This window comes from Lactiplantibacillus argentoratensis (assembly GCF_037290055.1).
GTDB lineage: Bacteria > Bacillota > Bacilli > Lactobacillales > Lactobacillaceae > Lactiplantibacillus > Lactiplantibacillus plantarum.
Map to the genome: position 1 here is coordinate 1140695 of NZ_CP147647.1, position 16941 is coordinate 1157635.

Below are 16941 nucleotides of genomic sequence, written 5' to 3' on the forward strand. Positions count from 1 at the left end.
TGAAAGGAGTGCGAAAATGAACGATTTAACAAAGGGAAAACCGCTAAAATTAATTTTTTGGTTTACGATTCCGTTACTAATCGGTAACATTTTTCAACAATTTTATAGTTTATCGGACACGTTGATCGTTGGTCAGACGTTAGGGGTTAAAGCCTTAGCGGCAGTTGGATCAACTGGGAGTGTTCAGTTTTTGATCATTGGCTTTGCGCAGGGGTTAACCGCTGGCTTATCCATATTAACAGCCCAACATTTTGGGGCACGTGATTTTAAAGCGGTGCGGCGCAGTTTTGCGATTAGTATCGTAGTTAGTTTGATTGTCGGGATTATTTTGACGATTCTGTCGTTGATCTTCGTCGACCACATCTTGTTGTTGATGCAAACGCCGACGGATATCATTGCGGATGCGCGGACGTTCTTACAAATTATGCTTGGCGGGATGCTGGCACCAATTGCGTTCAACCTATTGTCAAACATCATTCGCGCACTCGGTGATAGTCGCACGCCGTTATGGTTTTTGATTATCAGCGCATTAATTAATATCGGCTTGGAATTGTTATTCATCTTGGTTTTCAAATGGGGCATTGCCGGGGCGAGCTGGGCGACAATCTTAGCGCAAACCATTGCAACGCTCATGTGTGTGGTTTACATCATCGTCAAAGTGCCCATCTTACACATTGGGCGGTGCCACTTCAAGTTAGTTTGGTCAGAAGTGAAGGCCCACCTGAATGTTGGGCTACCCATGGCCTTTCAGATGTCAATCATAGCGATTGGAACGATCGTGTTACAAGCGGCATTAAATAGTCTTGGTACTAACTCAGTGGCGGCGACGACTGCTGCTCAGAAAATCGACCAAGTCGCGACTCAGCCATTAATGTCTTTTGGGGTCACCATGGCGACTTTCGCAGCTCAGAATTATGGCGCGCATCAGTATGAACGGATTATCACGGGGGTCAAGCAGACCATGTGGTTGTCGGGGAGCTTTAGTGTGGCTGCCGGCTTGATCGAAATTATTTGGGGTAAACAGCTTGTGGGGTTCTTCGTCGGTCATCAGGACATGGCGGTATTGAACTTATCCCAGACGTATTTTAACGTCATCGGAAGTACGTATATCCTCTTATCAATGTTATTTATTATGCGTAATACCTTGCAAGGGCTTGGACGCAGCGCGATTCCAACCTTGGCGGGCGCGGCGGAACTCTTTATGCGGGTGTTTGCGGCGCTGATCTTAGTTCGGATCTTCGATTACGCCGGTGCTTGTAGTTCGGAACCGTTAGCTTGGTTAGGGTCGTGTGCCGTGCTGTTGCCTGCTTACATCAAATCGGTCCACGATTTACGGCAACAGGCCCGCATGACAAACACGGTCGCAGAAGGGGCCGACCAATATTAAACGATTCTGAAAAATTGTAATTAAGGCTTGCAACCAAGCGGATTATTTGATAATATTTGTTATCAATTTTATTTTAAAGTCACTCATCTAATCTCCCGGACACCTATGGACGGGGCATGAATTGAAAAACGTTAAGGAGTTTACAAATGGCCGTAGAATTAAAAATTGGCGATTACGTCGCTGGTAAGAAGTTTGCTTCGTTGGAACACGATTTCAAGGGCGAAATTGAAAAAGTGTATGAAAATTCAGTCTTGATCTTAATTAAAGAATTTCAAAAAGCTGACGAACCAATTGTTAACGAGTATAACCACCGCGCAGTTGTTCGTAAGGATGATGCTAAGCTTATTAAAGCGGCGCCAAAGCCGAAAGTTGTCCCAGAAAAAGAAGACTAAAAATTTATAAATAACCATGACAACAGAAAAAATGTATGCTATACTAATTTCTGTTGTCAAATGCGGGTGTAGTTTAGTGGTAAAATTCAAGCTTCCCAAGCTTGCGTCGCGGGTCCGATTCCCGTCACCCGCTTTGCTATTAATCAGTTCGGTTAATAGTCATTGTATTCTCAAGCTCCTTGAGCGCATGGTCCGTTGGTCTAGTTGGTTTAGGACGCCTGCCTGTCACGCAGGAGATCACGAGTTCGAGTCTCGTACGGACCGTCAATAGATGATGATAATCAAGAACGTCAGTCAGCGATGACCCGTTCTTTTTTATTGGATAAAAGTCTGGATGATTAATGATTGGCCGACTCAGTGGTCAATAGTCAGCATTAAGGAGATAACATGCAATTTACGACAATGCCGTTCGATGAGTTAACCGTTCGGCAGTTACAACAGATTTACAAGCTCCGCGTGGCCGTTTTTGTCGTCGAACAGGCTTGTCCGTACCAAGAGGTCGACGATACGGATCTAACCGCTTGGCATTTACGGGGGCTAGATTCAACGGGACGGCTGCTAGTATATGCACGCTTAATGCGTGAAGCCAACCAGCAGGCCCGTATCGGCCGGGTGATCACTAATCCGGCGGTGCGGGGGCACGGCTACGGACAGCAGTTGCTCCAGCAGGCAATCGATCAGATTCAAGCGTTGTGGCCAACAACGACACAAATCAACATTCAGGCCCAACATTACTTGGATCGCTTCTACCGTGGATTCGGGTTTCAACCAGTTTCTGACGTTTATTTAGAGGATGGGATTCCGCATCAGGATATGATTTTAACGTTGAACTAGTCAAACCGGTTGAATTCTGTTATACTAACGCATGGTAAAAATATATACGTCTAATGAGAAAGAATAGTACGATGAATGCTTAGACCAGCGAGTTCGGGATGATGGGAGCCGAATATAAGCATCATTGGAAGCGCGCTTTTGAAGACGACAATTCGATAATAAGTGGATGTCATATCAATTAGAGTGGTACCGCGGGCACGTCTCGTCTCTTACATGTTTTTAAATATGTGAGGGACTTTTTTTGTCCCGCAAGACAGTCAAGGAGGACAATATGGATTATAAACAACTCGTCGCAGCGGCCTTAGCGCCAGCACTACCAGATTTAACGCAGGAAGCGATTCTAGACAAGATCGAACAACCAAAGACGTCTAAGCAGGGGGACTTGGCCTTTCCAACCTTTACCTTAGCCAAAACGTTACACAAGGCACCCCAGATGATTGCCAGCGACATCGTCGAAAAAGTCGATGGCAGTGACTTTGAAAAAGTTGTTGCAATGGGACCATACGTTAACTTCTTCTTCAAAAAAGAAGCGTTTGCGGCCGATATTTTAAATCAAGTGTTGGCGAATGGTGGTCATTTTGGTGATGCTAAGCTCGGTGAAGCGGGTCAAGTTCCCATCGATATGTCATCGCCAAACATTGCCAAACCAATCTCGATGGGTCATTTACGTTCAACAGTGATTGGGAATTCATTGGCAAATATTTTAAGTAAGTTGGATTACCAACCAGTTAAGATCAACCACTTAGGTGACTGGGGCACGCAGTTCGGTAAGCTAATCACAGCGTACAAGATGTGGGGAAGCGAAGCTGAAGTTAAAGCTGATCCAATCAATAACCTATTAAAATACTACGTGCGTTTTCATAAAGAAGACGTGGACCATCCTGAAATGGACGACGAAGCCCGTGAATGGTTCAAGAAGTTGGAAAATGGTGACGAAGAAGCGACTCATCTGTGGTCGTGGTTCCGCTCAGAATCATTGAAGGCGTTCAAGAAGATTTACCAACGTTTGGATATCGACTTTGATTCCTTCAAGGGTGAAGCTTTCTACAATGATAAGATGCAAGAAGTTGTCGACATCTTGGAGGATAAGCACCTCTTGCAAGAAAGCCAAGGCGCCGAAGTGGTGGACTTAAGCAAGTATGACTTGAATCCGGCATTGATTAAGAAATCAGATGGCGCGACCTTATACATCACGCGGGACTTGGCCGCTGCAATCTACCGGAAACGGACTTATGATTTCGTGCAGTCCCTCTACGTCGTTGGGAATGAACAGACCAACCACTTCAAGCAATTGAAGGCTGTGTTGACTGAGATGGGCTTTGACTGGGCTGATCAGATCCACCACATTCCATTTGGCTTGATTACTTCTGGTGGTAAGAAGTTGTCAACTCGGAGTGGCCGGGTCATTTTGCTCGATAAGGTCTTGGACGATGCGGTTGCGTTAGCGCATGAGCAAATCGAAGCCAAGAATCCCGACTTGCCTAACAAGGATGAAGTTGCGGATGCCGTTGGGATTGGCGCTGTGGTCTTCCATGACTTGAAGAACGAACGGATGAACAGCTTTGACTTCAACTTGGAAGAAGTTGTTCGTTTCGAAGGCGAGACTGGGCCATACGTACAATACGCCCATGCACGCGCTGAAAGTATCTTGCGGAAAGCCGGTAGCCCAGAAATTGCGGTAACTGGTCAAACGTTAAGCGACCCAGCCGCTTGGGATACCTTGAAGTTATTGAGTGAATTCCCAGCAACTGTGGTACGTGCCAGCACGGAATACGAACCATCCGTTATTGCTAAGTATGCGATCCACTTAGCCAAGGCATACAACAAGTATTATGCTAACACCAAGATCTTAGTTGAAGATGATGAATTAAACGCACGTTTGGCATTAGTCAAGAGTGTCAGCATCGTCTTGAAGGAAGCTCTTCGCTTACTTGGCGTTAAGGCTCCCGATGAAATGTAATTAGAATTAACTGTTCAAGTTTGAACGCCACGCATGCGAAACCGGCCGTTAAAGCCGAGCTAGTATGCGTGGCGTTTTTTGGTTGCGGTCATAGCGGCACAGGATTCGATGTACGACCGCGGGCGAAGGCAAGTTGCGAACCAATCGCAGAAATCGCGAGCAGGTAGCTGCGCCCCACTCTTGTAACTGGAACCAGACTTATCGTGTGAAGCGGATCATCAGTCGATGGATCAAAACTTTACCGCCCCGGCCTAGTAAAACGAGCCCGATTAACGGCCACGATAATAACAATAAGCAACCATGAATGACAAAGGAAACGCTGATCGACATCATGTCGTCGCGATATTCATTTTGAGAGAGCAACATATCACGGCTACTGACGGGATTGACGGCGTTATGATAAATTTGAGTGATTGTTTGATGTTGACCGGTCGCATCATTCAGCGCACGTGAAGCGACTGAAATCATTTGAAAGGGGTTATGGGCAAGTCGTGGCAATAGGCACATTAGGAGTGGATGGCCGAAGAAGTATGCGGAAGTCAGATAGATGTTGGTTAACGTCCAATGTAGGTGAAACCGGCCGCTGGGCTCTGCGGTGACGGCATAAAAAGCAATTACGAAAAAAATCGCGCAACGAATGTAGTCGGAACCGATTAAGCGGAAAGCCTTTTTCATGAATACCCCTCCCATTGGTGGCTTGGCCGTTTACTTTGGGTGAATGATCTAGCTGGTTGACAAGCACCAACTTAGTGACCAGTTCGAGGTAGTAAACTCAAGCCTAATTTACGTCTGATTATAAGCCGTGATGGTGATGGCATGAAACATTAAAATCTTAATAAGGCAACTTACGATACTAAAATTTTTATGACCAGTTTCGTAGCCAGGGGTGGTATTCTGGAAGCTAATTCAAAATGCCATATTGGGGGCTTGGTGATGAGTTATTTGGAACTAACGAATATTTGTAAGAACTATCAGGTTGGCAAACAAACATTCAACGTCTTAAAGAATATTAACTTGCAGTTTGAACTCGGTGAATTTGTGGCAATTGTCGGTGAGTCAGGTGGTGGCAAGACGACCTTGATGAATATTATTAGGGGCCTCGACCATGACTTCACGGGGAGCGTCAGTATTGCTGGACAACCGCTTGATTATCATCATGAGCGCCAGTTGGATCAGTACCGGCGTGAAGTTATCGGCTATATTTCACAGAGCTATAATCTGATCAGTCATTTAACGGTGCTTGAAAATGTCATGTTAGCCCTAGATATGACTAGGTTAAGCCATAGCGAACGGATGCGGCGGGCACACGATCTCCTGGCCGACGTTGGTTTGACGGCTCAAATCAAGAAATACCCGCAACAGTTATCAGGTGGTCAAAAACAACGAGTTGCGATTGCTCGGGCATTGGCCGGTGATCCTAAAATCCTGATTGCCGATGAGCCGACCGGTGCGTTGGACGCTGATAATACTGCCGATGTCATGGCAATGCTTCAAAAAATTGCCCGGGAGGGGCGCTTGGTGATTTGTGTCACCCATTCACAGCGCGTGGCGGGTGCCGCGACTAGAATTGCTGAGTTGGTGAACGGCCAAATCAAATCACAACCACTGACGACCAACAATGAATTGGTCACGGCAACAGTTGCACCATTACCCGCGCGGCCGCTGCCATGGCGCGTGTCAGTCATGATGGCCTTCAAGCATATGCGACACACGTGGACCTGGAATGCGTTGATCGTATTAGGAACCGCGATTGGACTATTTGCGGTCATGCTTTTCGATGGCCTAGGTACCGGCATTAAGGGCTATATTAACCACGAAATGAATACGTTAGTGGATCCGCAATCAATCATGGTCATGCATCAAGCAGATAACGCCAAGGATCGTGATGAGCAGGCCGCGGCCGTTTATGATCCGGCCGTCGCTGGAGGCATCGCCGCGCGAATGCCCGTGTTCACCGACACGCAGCTCACAGCATTACGGGATCTTAAGCACGTAACTGACGTGGAACCTGGCATCTCAGCGACGAATGCAACGATTGCAATCGGACAACAGAAGTTTGCTGCACCGGAGCTGACGACTTGGACGAGTAGCGACCCGACCCGGCAATTGAAAGCGGGCCACGTGGCCGGAGACAACCAGATTGTATTGGACAAGTCTTCCATCGCTCAGAAATGGTCGGCCACCAATTGGCGCCAGTTAGTGGGGCGGTCCGTGACGGTCAGCTATCAGACATTTGATCAAAAAGGAAAGCCCGTAACGGTGACGCGCGCATTGACTGTTGCCGGAATCGTTGATAGCACCTCAGAAGTCGGTCTGAATGCTGTCAATTACAACACGATGCAGGCAATGCGTTCAGCCGCACGGGTTTCGACGCAGCCGACGTTTGTCACCGTTAGAATCAAGAGTCGGGAACAGAATCAGATCGTGGTTAATGAAATCAATCATTTATCGATCAATGGTAAGCAGCCATTTGCGGCAACCAGTATCGCGGCCACGCTGGATTCGTTCAATACTTACGTTAATATTGCGGCCAAAGTGTTAGCGGCGATTGCCGGGATTTCGTTAATTGTCTCCGCATTAATGATCATCGTGACGATGTTTATGTCGGTCAGTGCGCGGATGCGAGAAATCGGTATTCTGCGGTCATTAGGGGAGCGGCGTCGTGACATTCGGCGATTGTTTACTAGCGAAGCACTGATGCTGGGCATAATTAGTGCCACCTTAGCGACTGGGCTGTCCTACCTAGCTGAGCGGGGGCTTAATCATGCGCTGGCTAAGTTAACGGGCGGGTACGCGCTGGTTCAGATTCAACTCAGTAACGTGATTGCTGTTTTTGTGATTGCTATTATTATTGCCTGGCTGGCGGCCATTTTACCGGCACGGCGGGCAGCACGGGCCAACCCAATTAAGGCTCTGGCCGCGGAATAATTGCCAGTAACTGTAGCGGGTATTCCGCAGTGCCGTGTATATAGTCGTGTTTTTGTGTGAGCGATTACGAGATTGGATAAGGTTGTCGAGGACGTTGACAGATGGAGAAAACTAGATTGGCTCGGCGAGGTCTTTGATAACTAGTCGGGCCAATTTTAATTCGGTCACTATTCTACTTGGGCGTGATTATCTGATGTGTGCTCTGAATAACGGTGGAGAACAAAGTCCGGTACTGGTTAGTTAATTGACTGAACTAAACATTATTAGTAAAAACTAATTTTCGGGGAGATGAATAGTGATTGCAAAATTAAATTGTATCCGTTTAAATTGGTTACTATGCTTGATAACGTTTACTTTAATTTCGCAAAACCGTGTCTTGTCAGTCTTAGGCGCGATTATTCCATCGGCCACTTGACTCTTTCAGCGAGTGAATTAATTCGCCAACAAACTTATCAGTGACTTCTCATAAAAAGCCCTAAGTCCCCCCTGTTATACATGCAAAACACTGGCAATTCAGCGACTGTCCGGGTATGCTGTTGGTGTAAATTAAGCTAAGGAGGGTTTTGTTTTGAGGAAACAACCACAAACACTAGTCATTGGTGGAACGCAAGCCGCTAGTGGCAAGAGCTTGTTAACACTGGCGTTAGCGAACGTATTGACCAATTGGAAAATGACGGTCACCATCGTTAGTTGCAACTATCAAACCGTCACGTGGCGGACTATTCAAAAGCATCACTGCTATGAGTGGCAGTCAGACATTCGGACGGCTAATGAGCTCAACAACTTTTGGGCCGCATTACAGGGTGTCCAGACGGATTATTTGCTGATCGATCTTGATTCGACGGGGCCAAAACACGATAACTATACCTGGTTACTCAATGAATGTTGGTTACCATTGGCACAACAAATCATTTTGACTTATTCTACTGAAACGGATGTCAGTACGTTATTGTATCAAGATTTGGGGGCATTGCAATTTAGCATGGAGTACACACTTACCAACCCGAAAATCTATACCGTATTGAATCGCTATCCGGCACCGGTGGCCGTTAGATCCGCGATGTCGGCTAGTGAGTTGCTCCCATTTCATCGTCAATTTCAAACTCGGCACGCAGAATTTGCTGCCTTGGATTTGGAGCCACTAGGCATGTTGGCGGACGCACGGCAGCATCCGGAAAAGGTTTTAGCGGATGCTGCTCAGATTTTGACGAAACTAGTGGCTTAAATTGTAGACAAGTATTGATTGAAACGACACGCGCTGTGATGAGCAACGGGTGCTTTTTTCGATGGCAAATCACGGCAAAAAATGTACAAGTCTGGTATAAAAGTAGTGATGTAAATTTAGTGGGGGAATCTAAATGGAAACGACTCGAGAGCTTATTTATGATATGGTACGCAAATTGGTTTTAACGGATACGCGGTATCACGATGGTGTGACAGCAATGGTCATTGCGACACAATTGAAAATGCAACGCACAAATGTTAGCGCGGCTTTGAATGCATTAGTGCGCGAACACAAGTTAGTCAAGACTAAGACGCGGCCAGTACAATTTCTGTTAGCTACCTCAGGCTCCCAAGAACCATTTACGGGACTAATTGGCAGTCTGAACAGCCTGCAACATGCAATTAAACTTGCAAAAGCGGCGGTTCTGTATCCCAGCGGTCCGTTGAATATTCACATTGCGGCGAATGATGGGGCGGGTAGTACCGCGTTTGTGCATGAAATTCGAGATTTTGCTAGGCAACAGGGCATGCTGACGGCCGCTGATAGCACCACTGTTGTTAATTGTCGTAATTATGCTGACGACATTCACCAACTTGACAGTCAATTATTTGGTGAGCATGGTGAGTTCGCCAACAGTCTGTGGTGGCAATGCCAGGGTGGTATTGTCGTGATTGACCATTATGACTATTTAGATGGTCCACAGCGTGCTCAATTGATGACTGTCATGGAAACCGTAGCGACTTTCAAACAACCACCGTTAATTATTTTAGTCAGCGGAGTTGAGCAGCAAGTTCTCGGTACACAACAATTGATAATGAAGATTGAATTACCGGATTTCAAGCGGCGACCGTGGTCAGAAAGGTGGGCGTTGATTCGCCATTTTTTGACCATTGAAGCCCAACAATCCAAGCGAACGATTCGAGTAGAGTTAGATGTTGCCAGGGCACTCATGTTGGCCAACTATGATCAGAATTTAAAAACGTTGAAAGCGACCATTACTATGGCTTGTGCGCAGGCCTATGTTCGTTTTATAACTGATACTGACCGTGAAGTTCGCGTATACTTTGCTGATTTATCACCAGTGGTGCAACAGGCATTGACGCAAGAACGAGACTATCAAAAGGAATTGGCGGCTGTGTTGGAAACGGCTGACTTATCGTTTGAGACTAATACAACGTCTAATTTGAATTTGGGTTCATTGAAAGTGGGACGGCAACAGGCCGAGTCGAACACCAGCGCCGACCAATCGCTGTCAGTGATTGACCAAGATGTCGGAAAACAGCTTGAATCCAATACGCATAACTTAGCACAAATCGTCGCTCCAATAATTATTGAGATTGTCAGGGACTGGCAGCCAGATTGTGAACGATTATTGGGACGGCCGTTGACTGAGAGCGTGTTTAATGGCCTATGTCTGCATATTAATGGAATATATCGGCAAATGCCAATGACCAAATCTGCCTCACTGACAACGGCCGCGCAATTACAGTCACAGTATGCGGTCGAATATGAGGCAGCAGTAAAATTAACACAGGTTTTAGCGACAAAGCTTAACCTATCTATTCCAACGGCCGAAGTCAGTCTATTGGTGACGTTTTTAGTTGCGCAATCACCAGTGACACGACAGCATCCGGTTGTGCTTTATGTCATGCATGGAATGGGAACTGCCAGCGCCCTGATGCGAACAACCAACACACTCAGCATGATTAATAATACTTATGCTTATGATGTTGACCTAGCAGCCGATAGCGTGATGGTGATGAAAGCACTGAAGCATAAAATCAGTGAGATTGATGGTGGCGCGGGTGTGATAATCATTTATGATATGGGAGCAATCAAATGGATGTTGACGACCATTCAAGGTGAACTCTCGACTAAAATTCGGATGATTCAAATTCCAGTGACCCTGGTCGGTTTAGATGCTGCTCGAAAGAGTGCCCGCGCAACGGATATAGATGACGTTTATCACCTGGTGAAGGTCGACCTGCAACAATTGAATGCTAAAAAGATGACCAAAGATGAGTTGATCATCACGCTGTGTCATACGGGTGAGGGAGGTGCAGCGCAATTAAAAGATTACATTGATAAGTATTCACGATTGCAAATGCGCGTCAAGGCGTTAGCGATTGGACATCGTGATGAGTTGGTCGCGACCGTACTTAGATTACAACAGGTTTATCAGATTCATGCGTTTGTCGGCACCTTTGATCCTCAACTATTCGGCATTCCGTTTATTTCGATGGCAACAGTTTTTGAACACTCGCATCAGCAGTTAGATCAGGTACTGATGTTTCGGCCGGAAGCTGGTCACTGGGATACTTATAATCAGATCTATCAGTATTTTAAGACGCAGTTTGAATATGCAGAAGTTGCTAAGTTGCAGCGTGTGTTACCACCACTCATGGACGACTTGACAACCTTATACCAACTAACTGAGGATCAACAAATTGGCCTGTTTGTTCACTTGGGTAGCATGATTGAGCGTATTTTGGCCGGCAAAACTGAAACGACTACGCCCCCAACGCGGAAATTAATAACTCAGTATTCGGATGATTATCAACAGTTACGACGGTGTCTACGACCAATCGAACAGACATTCAAACTGATTGTGAATGATGAGATGATTGGAACGTTACTCGTCATCTTGAGGCAATTGCGCTGAGCCTAGTTCAAATGAGCAATCGGTTGAGATTGTTGGGCAGGGAGGTGGCAACCTTGATTTCGAAGCGGGCAATGATGGGCAAGTATTGATAGTGGTTCTGGTATTGACGGAGCACGTACTAACAAAGCTGAAATAGTCGCATCGAGTGGTTGTAATTGCTTGATGTGACTATTCAGTAGGCCATTGATTCCTGTGACTCGAAAGGCTGAATCATTGCCGAAATGTCTATGGTTGGATAGCTTGATGACTGGTCGTTCGGTGATCAATGATTTGTTGTTCAAGCTGTAGCAACGTGTCAGACATCCGCCCAAGGAGCATTGCCTGACTAAAGGTTCTGAGTAGCCAATGGTGTTGTTGCGGTCGATAGCTGTCAACGTCCTCTAGAAAGGTCACGGTAGTTTGAGCACCTTCATCAGTGGTTAAATAGGTTACGGTGACGGTATCTAGTGGTGAAACAGCTGTCATTTGGTACTTAATACCGCGTTGGTAATCATCAATCATAATTTTAATCTGAGCGGCCGTTTTGGCGGCCGTTTTCCGATAGGTTAGTCCTTTCTTGATTGACGTAGCCGTGAGTACTTGACCCGTAGCGGTTTGAATCTCCGTGAGTAGTTGTTGTTCTAACCAGTTATAAAATTCCGTATTCGTGACGGCAAGTGTGCGAATGATTTTCATGATTCGATTATAGCGAGACTCATGTGTTAGTTCAAGGCTGATAAAAACGAGTTCAAATGTGTAGGCTATACACCAGTTGAATCAGCTATACACAACCTTCAAATTAGTAGTTAAATCTATACACTAATAGTGAGGAGACCGAGTGTTAGGTCTAATCTGGTTATTTTGATGCCAGTGAGTGTCAATCCGGTCAATTAATTAAGTCCCGGTTTGTAAAATTAAGTTAGAAATTTAAAAAGCCATTTGTGATAGACTTTTGAGTGTCAAAATCAAAAGAAAGGCTGATCACAAATGACCTATACTCATCTTACCATAGACGAACTTGCCACAATTTATTCTTTTTGGAAACTCGGTAAAAAGGCTTATCTAGTGGCCCCAGCGCTCCATCGGAGTGCTGAAACTGTGTATCGTATTTATCGGTTTCTTGACGCTGGCGGTACGATTATTGATTACCAATGCCACTATCGAAAGCATAAACAACATTGTGGGCGTAAACCAATTCAACTACGCCCTGATGAACTGGCCTATATTCAAGCCAAAACTCAAGCTGGTTGGCAACCAGATACCATTATTAATCGCCAAGAACGGGCTTTCAGCTGTGGGGTTCGAACCCTTTACCGCCTTTTCAAACGCGGTGTTTTGGGGTTGTCGACCAAAGATTTACCGATGCACGGCAAACGGCACCCTAATGGTTACATTGAACGCCGTGGGAAAGCGGGTCAATTGGGCAGGGATTTAAAGAATCGTTATCAGGACTATCCTAATTTTAATCAAGAATTCGGCCATTTAGAAGGTGACACGGTTCAAGGTAAAAACCATCAGGGTGCGGTAACCACGCTGGTTGAACGACAAACTAAGGTCGCAATTGTGCTGAATTCGCATACCAAGTCGGCACACGATGTCAATCGTAGTTTAGCAGGATGGCTTTCGAAGCTGCCACGACACCTATTTAAGTCAATTACGTTTGACAATGGTAAGGAGTTCGCCGGTTGGCGAACCATTGCTAACCAATTTGATTTAAATATTTACTTTGCCGCTGTCGGAGCACCCAATCAACGTGGTTTAAATGAGAACACCAATGGTCTGCTGCGTAAAGATGGTTTACGTCACAATCTTATTATGGACCAGCTATCAGATAGATTTGTTCAAGCAGTTGCCAGTCGACGAAACCACATCCCACGAAAAAGTTTGGGTTACCAGACACCTCTGGAAGCATTCATCAGTCAGATTACAGATGAACAGTTAAAAAATTTCTAACTTAATTTGACAATTCGGGAGTTGAAAGCTATACACAAGAATATGTAAGCGCTTTTGTGATTGACAAAAAAACTTGTTACGATGTGTTTGTCGACAAATACAGAAAGTAGGTAACCGGATAATGACATTAGCCAATAATACAGAAACTCAAAATATCGCAATGGCCCTTATTGCATATTCTGGTGAAGGACGCACGCTGGCTTTTAACGCGTTAGATGCGATGCATCGTGAGGCTTTCTCCGAATCTAAGATGTTATTGAAGCAATCTAGTGAAGCGCTGGGGAAAGCCCATGATGTTCAAACCCAACTACTGGTGGCTGAGGCGGGTGGCCAACAGATTTCCATTGATGTTTTACTAATTCATGCTCAAGATCATTTTATGACAAGTCTGTTAGCTAACGAGTTAATCGCTGAGATGTTAAAGATGTCTCAAAAATTTGAAGGGATGGTTGGTTTATGAAAGCAATCAACGTGTTATTAGTTTGTGCGGGGGGAATGTCAACGAGCATCTTAATGAAAAAGTTACAGCAGTATCGTGACGAACAAGGCGTTGCCGGACAAATTAAAGCAGTCGGCTTATCTGCGTACGAAGATGTCTACCAGGACTATGACGTTATTTTGATGGGACCGCAAGTAGCTTATCGGCAGAGTGAAGTTGAAAAAGCCACGGGGTTGCCCGTCGCCGCCATTCCACCATTGGACTATGCGGTGGGCGACAGCGCCCATATTTTTAAACTGGCCGAGAACTTGGTGTGATGACGAGGGATTAGTATTCGGGGGTGAAGGACGATGGAACGCTTTTTTAATAGTAAACTGATGGTCGGACTACAACGTGCCGGCCAGGGACTTGGCAATAATAAGTTTATTACCGCATTACAGGCAGCTATGATGTCTTTGATGGGTATTCTAATGGTTGGCGCGATCTTTCAAATCACGATGTCAGTACTGGGACCGACGATGTTTGGCGTGTTATCAGCAAAGAGTATTCTGTTAGCCTACTTGAAGATTCCATTCCAATTCTCAATGAATTCTTTATCAATTTGGGTTGTTTTATTCTTGGGATTTCATTACGCCAAAAATTTAAAAATGACGGCCCCAATCATGAATGCGATTGACGCATTATTGGGTTTTTGGATTGTGGCCGGTGGATTGATTGTCAGTAAGACTGGAACAGTTAGCATTGATACGACCTATTTAGGTGCTCAGGGAATGTTTATTGGCTTCGTCGTAGTTTGGATTTCCGTCCGCGTTGAGAAATTATGTACAGACAAGAATATTCGAATCAACATGCCAGATGCAGTCCCTCAATTTCTCCAAGACGGTTTTGCATCCATTGTGCCATTATTGTTTAACGCCGTGATTTTCTTGGGCGCATCGTTATTAGTCACGGTTGGAACAGCCGGTAAGTATAATATTTGTTCGGGTTTTATGGAATTACTGGCAATTCCACTGAGTGCACTGACTTCAACCATAGGTATTTTTGTCCTGTGTATCTTGGGTGCTTTATTATGGACCTTTGGCATTCATGGTACGATGATTTTAGTCCCAATTGTGATGCCGTTAGTGATTCAAGCGGTTTCTGAAAATGCCGCATTGCAGGCAGCTGGGAAGCCGGTGGTGTTTGCACCTGTGATGTTGTTCTCATTTATGACCGTAGCAGGTGGAACTGGGAATACCCTGCCGTTAGCGCTAATGGCGATGCGTTCTAAATCTAAACAGCTGAGTGCCGTTGGTAAGCTGTCAATTATCCCCGGCTGGTTCAAAATTAATGAACCCATGACTTTTGGTATTCCAATTATGTATAATCCGATTATGAGTATCCCGTTTGTCCTGAATATTCCGGTAGTTATGTTGTGTGCACTCGTACTATACAAGATTGGATTTTTAACACCGGGGTGGATTGTAATTACCGCGATTTTACCCATGGGTTTTGGAAGTTATCTCAGTACGCTCAGTTGGCGCAACGCATTGACTGACTATTTGATGCTGATTCCGTCAGCGCTTATCTGGTATCCCTTCTTTAAAGTTTATGAAAAGCAACTGATTGCCAAAGAGGCGGCAGTTGAAGCTGAAGAAAAGCGGGCGGCAGTTTCGAATCAAGATAACGCGGCCATGCAACCTGTGAAGACTGAGAAAGAGGTGTGAATATGCAATTTCCGGCTGATTTTTACTGGGGTGGGGCCACTGCCGCTAATCAATGCGAAGGTGCTTATGATGTTGATGGTCGCGGCCTGACTATGAAGGATATTACGACAATGGGAGGCCTTAATCAGCGACGGCAAGTCACTTATTTGCAAGCGGATGGTACTCCTGGAAAAGGGGATTCAATTCCTACTGGAGCACATGGAGCGGTGCTGCCAGATGAATATTATCCTAATCAGACTAGTATTGACTTCTATCATCGATATCAAGAAGATATTGCGCTGTTTGCAGAGATGGGTTTCAAAATGTATCGAATGTCGATTTCCTGGTCACGGATTTTTCCACGCGGAGATGAAGATGAACCAAATCAAGCAGGGCTGGATTTTTATCGCCGGGTGTTCGAAACTTTGAAAAAATACGAAATTGAACCATTGGTGACGATTTCACACTTCGATATGCCACTACACCTGGAGGAAACGTATGGTGGCTGGAATGACCGTCGGATGATTGGTTTTTACCAGCATTATGCAGAAACGCTATTTACGGCGTATCGTGGGCTGGTAAAGCACTGGATTACCTTCAATGAAATTAATAATACGATCATGTTTCTGGCGTTGCGTGCCAATGCCGATGATGCAGATTACCAACGTGCTTATCAACAATTACATTATCAATTTGTCGCTAGTGCTTTAGCCGTACAGCAAGCACATGCGATTGATGGCGAAAATAAAGTTGGTTGCATGATTTGCGGTATCACGTCTTATCCGTTAACCTGTGATCCGGCGGATGTCTTGCAGAATCGGTACGTCTGGGAACAAAACATCTATTACTGTGGGGATGTGCAGTGCCAAGGGCAGTATCCGACCTATGCACGACGTTTATGGAATGAGCATCAAGTTGATTTAGACATTACGGACAGTGATTTAGAAGCCTTGAAAGCCGGTACGGTTGACTGGTATACCTTCTCGTATTACATGTCAACGGCAGTTACAACACATGAGGTCAGTGCAACTGTTGGCGGTAATTTTTCGATGGGCGCGCGTAACCCATACCTACAATATTCTGAATGGGAGTGGGCGGACGACCCGGCTGGTTTACAATATTATTTGGAGGTGATGAATGATCGATATCATTTACCACTAATGGTTGTTGAAAATGGATTGGGTGCCAAGGATTATTTGACAGTGGATGGTCAAATTCATGATGTATACCGGATTAGCTATCTACGTAAACATATTCAAGCAATGGCAACGGCGATTCACCATGGCGTTAAACTGATTGGTTATACCAGTTGGGGCTGTATTGATTTAGTTTCTGCAGGTACAGGGCAAATGTCTAAACGATACGGATTGATTTATGTGGATCGTCAAGACGATGGTAGTGGAACTCTGGCCCGAATCCCGAAGGACTCTTTCTACTGGTATCAGCGAGTGATTGCATCCAATGGTCAAGATCTGGGTCCCTCGGTCTCAAATTAAA

General features: G+C 45.4%; 13 protein-coding genes, 2 tRNA genes and 1 pseudogene. 14 read left to right on the forward strand and 2 right to left on the reverse strand.

Features of this window, described 5'->3' with window-relative positions; translation table 11 throughout:
* Positions 1-16 precede the first annotated feature (16 nt).
* The 6 genes and pseudogenes from V7R88_RS05270 to argS all read left to right on the forward strand — a co-directional run bounded on the left by V7R88_RS05270 (position 17) and on the right by argS (position 4573).
* A pseudogene (locus tag V7R88_RS05270) lies at positions 17-1407 on the forward strand (MATE family efflux transporter).
* Between the two features lie 126 nt (positions 1408-1533).
* Complete coding sequence (locus tag V7R88_RS05275; RefSeq protein ID WP_003643130.1) at positions 1534-1779, forward strand: hypothetical protein; 246 nt, start codon at positions 1534-1536, stop codon at positions 1777-1779.
* Between the two features lie 62 nt (positions 1780-1841).
* Positions 1842-1912, forward strand: a tRNA-Gly gene (locus V7R88_RS05280).
* A 56-nt stretch (positions 1913-1968) separates the two neighbouring features.
* Positions 1969-2043: transfer RNA gene (locus V7R88_RS05285), tRNA-Asp, on the forward strand.
* A 123-nt stretch (positions 2044-2166) separates the two neighbouring features.
* Entirely contained in the window at positions 2167-2613 is a 447-nt protein-coding gene (locus V7R88_RS05290; protein WP_057717566.1) for a GNAT family N-acetyltransferase, read from the forward strand.
* A 271-nt stretch (positions 2614-2884) separates the two neighbouring features.
* Positions 2885-4573 carry an arginine--tRNA ligase gene (gene argS, locus V7R88_RS05295; RefSeq protein WP_054399288.1) on the forward strand — a complete coding sequence of 563 codons (1689 nt, stop codon included), beginning with the start codon at positions 2885-2887 and terminating at the stop codon, positions 4571-4573.
* 198 nt (positions 4574-4771) lie between these two features.
* On the opposite strand, the gene V7R88_RS05300 is transcribed toward argS, so the two are convergent.
* Entirely contained in the window at positions 4772-5248 is a 477-nt protein-coding gene (locus V7R88_RS05300; protein WP_057717567.1) for a hypothetical protein, read from the reverse strand.
* A 258-nt stretch (positions 5249-5506) separates the two neighbouring features.
* On the opposite strand from V7R88_RS05300, the gene V7R88_RS05305 reads away from it, so the two are divergent.
* The 3 genes from V7R88_RS05305 to V7R88_RS05315 all read left to right on the forward strand — a co-directional run bounded on the left by V7R88_RS05305 (position 5507) and on the right by V7R88_RS05315 (position 11388).
* Positions 5507-7501: an ATP-binding cassette domain-containing protein gene (locus V7R88_RS05305; RefSeq protein ID WP_226319944.1), complete on the forward strand. Its 1995-nt coding sequence runs from the start codon at positions 5507-5509 to the stop codon at positions 7499-7501.
* Positions 7502-8069: 568 nt separating this feature from the next.
* Positions 8070-8726 (forward strand): hypothetical protein, encoded by a 657-nt coding sequence (locus V7R88_RS05310; protein WP_054399285.1) that lies wholly within the window; start codon positions 8070-8072, stop codon positions 8724-8726.
* Between the two features lie 133 nt (positions 8727-8859).
* Positions 8860-11388: a PRD domain-containing protein gene (locus tag V7R88_RS05315; protein ID WP_054399284.1), complete on the forward strand. Its 2529-nt coding sequence runs from the start codon at positions 8860-8862 to the stop codon at positions 11386-11388.
* 225 nt (positions 11389-11613) lie between these two features.
* On the opposite strand, the gene V7R88_RS05320 is transcribed toward V7R88_RS05315, so the two are convergent.
* Complete coding sequence (locus V7R88_RS05320; RefSeq protein WP_054399282.1) at positions 11614-12063, reverse strand: DUF3284 domain-containing protein; 450 nt, start codon at positions 12061-12063, stop codon at positions 11614-11616.
* 291 nt (positions 12064-12354) lie between these two features.
* On the opposite strand from V7R88_RS05320, the gene V7R88_RS05325 reads away from it, so the two are divergent.
* The 5 genes from V7R88_RS05325 to V7R88_RS05345 all read left to right on the forward strand — a co-directional run bounded on the left by V7R88_RS05325 (position 12355) and on the right by V7R88_RS05345 (position 16940).
* On the forward strand, positions 12355-13320 hold the full coding sequence (locus V7R88_RS05325) for an IS30 family transposase (RefSeq protein WP_033609918.1): 966 nt from the start codon (positions 12355-12357) through the stop codon (positions 13318-13320).
* A gap of 121 nt (positions 13321-13441) precedes the next feature.
* Positions 13442-13780: a PTS lactose/cellobiose transporter subunit IIA gene (locus V7R88_RS05330; RefSeq protein WP_338816539.1), complete on the forward strand. Its 339-nt coding sequence runs from the start codon at positions 13442-13444 to the stop codon at positions 13778-13780.
* Positions 13777-14076: a PTS sugar transporter subunit IIB gene (locus V7R88_RS05335; RefSeq protein ID WP_054399276.1), complete on the forward strand. Its 300-nt coding sequence runs from the start codon at positions 13777-13779 to the stop codon at positions 14074-14076. Before V7R88_RS05330 ends, V7R88_RS05335 begins: the two co-directional genes overlap by 4 nt.
* A 33-nt stretch (positions 14077-14109) precedes the next feature.
* Positions 14110-15465, forward strand: a complete 1356-nt coding sequence (locus V7R88_RS05340) for a PTS sugar transporter subunit IIC (protein ID WP_063731783.1) — start codon at positions 14110-14112, stop codon at positions 15463-15465.
* Positions 15466-15467: 2 nt separating this feature from the next.
* Positions 15468-16940, forward strand: coding sequence for a glycoside hydrolase family 1 protein (locus tag V7R88_RS05345; RefSeq protein ID WP_057717571.1), 1473 nt, complete (start codon positions 15468-15470; stop codon positions 16938-16940).
* Position 16941: the final 1 nt, after the last annotated feature.

Excerpts from the sequence above, each read along its gene's own strand:
- V7R88_RS05325 (WP_033609918.1), top strand. The coding sequence starts at position 12,355 with ATGACCTATACTCATCTTACCATAGACGAACTTGCCACAATTTATTCT.
- V7R88_RS05305 (WP_226319944.1), top strand. The coding sequence starts at position 5,507 with ATGAGTTATTTGGAACTAACGAATATTTGTAAGAACTATCAGGTTGGC.
- V7R88_RS05320 (WP_054399282.1), bottom strand. The coding sequence starts at position 12,063 with ATGAAAATCATTCGCACACTTGCCGTCACGAATACGGAATTTTATAAC.
- V7R88_RS05275 (WP_003643130.1), top strand. The coding sequence starts at position 1,534 with ATGGCCGTAGAATTAAAAATTGGCGATTACGTCGCTGGTAAGAAGTTT.
- V7R88_RS05330 (WP_338816539.1), top strand. The coding sequence starts at position 13,442 with ATGACATTAGCCAATAATACAGAAACTCAAAATATCGCAATGGCCCTT.
- V7R88_RS05315 (WP_054399284.1), top strand. The coding sequence starts at position 8,860 with ATGGAAACGACTCGAGAGCTTATTTATGATATGGTACGCAAATTGGTT.
- V7R88_RS05300 (WP_057717567.1), bottom strand. The coding sequence starts at position 5,248 with ATGAAAAAGGCTTTCCGCTTAATCGGTTCCGACTACATTCGTTGCGCG.
- argS (WP_054399288.1), top strand. The coding sequence starts at position 2,885 with ATGGATTATAAACAACTCGTCGCAGCGGCCTTAGCGCCAGCACTACCA.
- V7R88_RS05335 (WP_054399276.1), top strand. The coding sequence starts at position 13,777 with ATGAAAGCAATCAACGTGTTATTAGTTTGTGCGGGGGGAATGTCAACG.
- V7R88_RS05290 (WP_057717566.1), top strand. The coding sequence starts at position 2,167 with ATGCAATTTACGACAATGCCGTTCGATGAGTTAACCGTTCGGCAGTTA.
- V7R88_RS05340 (WP_063731783.1), top strand. The coding sequence starts at position 14,110 with ATGGAACGCTTTTTTAATAGTAAACTGATGGTCGGACTACAACGTGCC.
- V7R88_RS05345 (WP_057717571.1), top strand. The coding sequence starts at position 15,468 with ATGCAATTTCCGGCTGATTTTTACTGGGGTGGGGCCACTGCCGCTAAT.